2 protein-coding genes, 2 rRNA genes and 1 pseudogene are annotated in these 3341 nt (G+C 42.5%); 2 read left to right on the top strand and 3 right to left on the bottom strand.

What is annotated here, in order from left to right; translation table 11 throughout:
- Both QUB52_RS28795 and tnpC read left to right on the top strand, forming a co-directional pair.
- On the top strand, positions 1–675 hold a 675-nt coding region (locus QUB52_RS28795; protein ID WP_332976332.1), incomplete at its 5' end, for an ISAzo13 family transposase.
- 89 nt (positions 676–764) lie between these two features.
- Positions 765–2243 carry an IS66 family transposase gene (gene tnpC, locus QUB52_RS28790; protein ID WP_332975675.1) on the top strand — a complete coding sequence of 493 codons (1479 nt, stop codon included), beginning with the start codon at positions 765–767 and terminating at the stop codon, positions 2241–2243.
- Here the strand turns inward: tnpC and QUB52_RS28785 are convergent.
- The 3 genes and pseudogenes from QUB52_RS28785 to QUB52_RS28775 all read right to left on the bottom strand — a co-directional run.
- Positions 2244–2536: pseudogene (locus tag QUB52_RS28785) on the bottom strand (hypothetical protein); the annotation flags it as partial. It lies immediately after the preceding gene.
- 163 nt (positions 2537–2699) lie between these two features.
- A 5S ribosomal RNA gene (gene rrf / locus QUB52_RS28780) occupies positions 2700–2817 on the bottom strand.
- Between the two features lie 66 nt (positions 2818–2883).
- Positions 2884–3341: ribosomal RNA gene (locus QUB52_RS28775) — 23S ribosomal RNA — on the bottom strand; the annotation flags it as partial.

Genomic DNA, 3341 nt, shown 5'->3' with positions numbered 1-3341 from the left:
ACAGAAGCTGATCGTGACCCTAATACTCTCCGAATCTCCATTGATGCCAAGGCAGCAGTCAAAGTTGGAGAATTTGACCGAGGTGGTAAAAGTCGGATACCAACTATTGCACTCGATCACGATTTTGCGACTGAATCAACAGTGATTCCCTATGGTATTTTTCTGCCTGAGTACAACGAGTTATTTTTATTCTTCGTTACTTCTAAATTAACGGCTGATTGTATAGTTGACTTACTTAAAAATTGGTGGCAAACGGTCAAACACCGTTTTAGTCACATTCAAAAATTGGTCATCAATCAGGATAATGGGCCAGAAAATAATTCTCGTCGGACTCAGTATATGAAACGGATTATAGATTTTGCTACATCATCTCAACTGACGTTACAACTGGCTTATTATCCGCCATATCATAGTAAATATAACCCGATAGAACGTTGTTTTGGTTGGTTAGAAAAGCATTGGAATGGTAGTTTACTTGATACTGTTGAGACTGTAGTAAATTTTGCAAAAAGTCTCACATTTAAGGGTAAAAATCCAGTAGTGACATTGGTAGAAACAATTTACTCAACAGGAGTTACACTCAACAAATTAGCTATGGCAGAAATTGAAACCCAGATTAATCGCCTCCCCAATCTTCAAAAATGGTTCGTGGAAATTTTCGCTAAACCCACATAGCTGTTGGATCATTCTTTTTGTGGAGGTCTCTAAGGATTCAGGTGGTGGGTATTGACAAGTGTGATACGGGAAAGTAAAATGTAGCAATTATGAAAAAAAAACTGCCACCCAAACTCAACAGTGAAATTTTAAAACAGTTAGCGACAGAGAAACTGGTAGAGATGATCATTGAGCAGGCAAGGGCTATAGAGCAGTTAAAATCTAGAGTAATAGAACTAGAACAGGAAATAGAGAAACTTAAAATCAGCAGAGATTTAGATAGCACAAGATCATCAAAGCCACCATCGTCTGACCTTCTCAAAAAAAGCGAGAAAAAACTTGAAGCTCAAATAGATGAAAGGGAGACACCAAAACGGAAACCAGGAGGACAACCAGGGCATCCGGGAAAAACGAGGAAGGGGTTTGGTCGGGTAGATAGATTAGAAATATTACGACCGCAAGTGTGCAGGTGTTGTGGTCAAAGCGAATTCAGTGGCGAACCCATCAAAATAGAGAAACAGCAAGTAGCCCAGTTAGTAGAGAGTCCAATAGAAATAGTAGAATATCAAAGATATACGTGTATTTGCAGCGAGTGTGGGGAAACACAAGCAGCAGAGTGGTCGCCAGAAATAGTACCGGGACAAGATATCGGAATCAGACTGCAAGCTTTTTTAGGATGGATAAATAATTACGGACATTTATCCTACAAAAAACAACAAGAACTGTTGTGGGAACTGGGAAAAATAGAAATAGGAGTGGGAACTTTAGTAGCCACCAATGAAAGAATAAATGGCGCAGTGACTCAAAGTATTGACCAGCTCAAACAGTGGGTCAAACAAACCCAGCCCAATATCCATGCGGATGAAACGCCTTGGGCAATCAAAGGGGTAAAAGAATGGTTATGGATTTTTGCCAATACCAAATTCGCTTTATTTCATGCTGCTGATACTCGCTCTCGTGCGGAATTAGAATCTATTTTGGGTTCTTGCTACGAAGGTGTACTTAGTTCAGATGACTATAGCGCCTATAATGGTTATGCTGTCAAAGCTCAACAAAAATGTCTGGCTCATTTACGCCGTCACTTCAAGAAACTAATCAAGCTTCCTGGCTTAAATAACCAGGAGATTGGAGAAAAATTTATTAGCCTGATAGATGAGGGTTTGAAAAACTATGCTTTATTCCAACTTTCCCAAAGCCTTGATGAATTCTTGAGTTGGACGTCCCAGTTTAAACCAAAAGTTGAATTTACGATTAATTCATGGATTGAGCTAGCCGGAGGGGAAGCCGGGAAACTTTTACGCTCCTTGAGGAAGAAAGCTGATCAATGGTGGTATTTTTTAGACCATCCAGAAATACCGCCTGATAATAATTTAGCAGAACGAACGTTACGTTTAGCCGTCACCAAAAGAAAAATTAGTGGAGGTTCCCGTTCTATGGAACGGTTTCAAGATACTGCCAATTTATTGACGGTTATACAAACTTGTCGCCATCAAGGACGTTCTGTCATTGAGTTTTTTGACCAAGCTATAAAAGCAATGGTTGACTCGGCTGTGCAGACCCCTTCTTTAATTCCTATAATTGAGACCTGAATCCTTACCATCTGACAACAGTTTTCCGAGTTGTTTTACCCAATTTATTATCGTGGTATGATCAACTCCCTTAACTCGTTCTATCGCCCGCTTTCCCCATACCATTGACATAAATTTTTAGGCAATCACGTTTGATGCTCTCGCGCTTGACCTCGCCTTTGCTCATACTCATTGATGAATTGACGACCAAATTGGACATAAATGTGGTTCTGTTTTCCTTTTTTCGGGCCGTTATTACGGATCTGGGTTAATTTACATTCGCCGGCATTGCATAAATTATTCCTCCTATTCATACTCTAACTCAGCAACGCCACCAATCTTTCAGCCTTAAGTAAAGCGTATTGCCTGAGCACATCCGGAAGTGCTGTAACAGGACAAAAGTGGTAAGCGCTCATCTCAAAAAAAACAAAAGCCCCTTTCTTGATATGAGAAAAGAGCTTTGTTGATTTAAAATTAACCAGGCATCGAGCTATTTTCTCAGGCAGTGACCCGCCAAATATCTTCGCCACCGCAGCGTTTAACAACCGAGTTCGGGATGGAATCGGAGTGGTGCCACTGCGTCATAGACACCTAGAAAAGCTGTAAGGGAAGAACCCTGAAGACTGCATAGAATTAAGTCATCAATTACCATCAAAGAATAGAGGTCAAGCCCTCGGTCTATTAGTACGCCTCAGCTTCATCCCTCTCAGGACTTCCACTTAACGCCTATCAACGGGTGTTCTGCCCGTGACCTTACTGGATAACTCCATGAGAAGACTCATCTTGAGGTGGGCTTCCCACTTAGATGCTTTCAGCGGTTATCCACTCCGCACTTGGCTACCCTGCGTTTACCGTTGGCACGATAACAGGTACACCAGCGGTGCGTCCCTCCCGGTCCTCTCGTACTAGGGAGGACTCCTCTCAATCTTCTTGCGCCTGCACCGGATATGGACCGAACTGTCTCACGACGTTCTGAACCCAGCTCACGTACCGCTTTAATCGGCGAACAGCCGAACCCTTGGGACGTACTTCCGCCCCAGGTTGCGATGAGCCGACATCGAGGTGCCAAACCTCCCCGTCGATGTGGACTCTTGGGGGAGATCAGCCTGTTATCCCTAG

The sequence above is a fragment of the Microcoleus sp. A6-C6 genome (assembly GCF_036705955.1).
Taxonomy (GTDB): Bacteria; Cyanobacteriota; Cyanobacteriia; order Cyanobacteriales; family Microcoleaceae; genus Microcoleus.
This window is presented reverse-complemented; position numbering and strand designations above follow the sequence as displayed.

Bases quoted from the DNA above. Each gene is read 5' to 3' on its own strand.
- tnpC (WP_332975675.1), top strand. From the start codon at position 765: ATGAAAAAAAAACTGCCACCCAAACTCAACAGTGAAATTTTAAAACAG.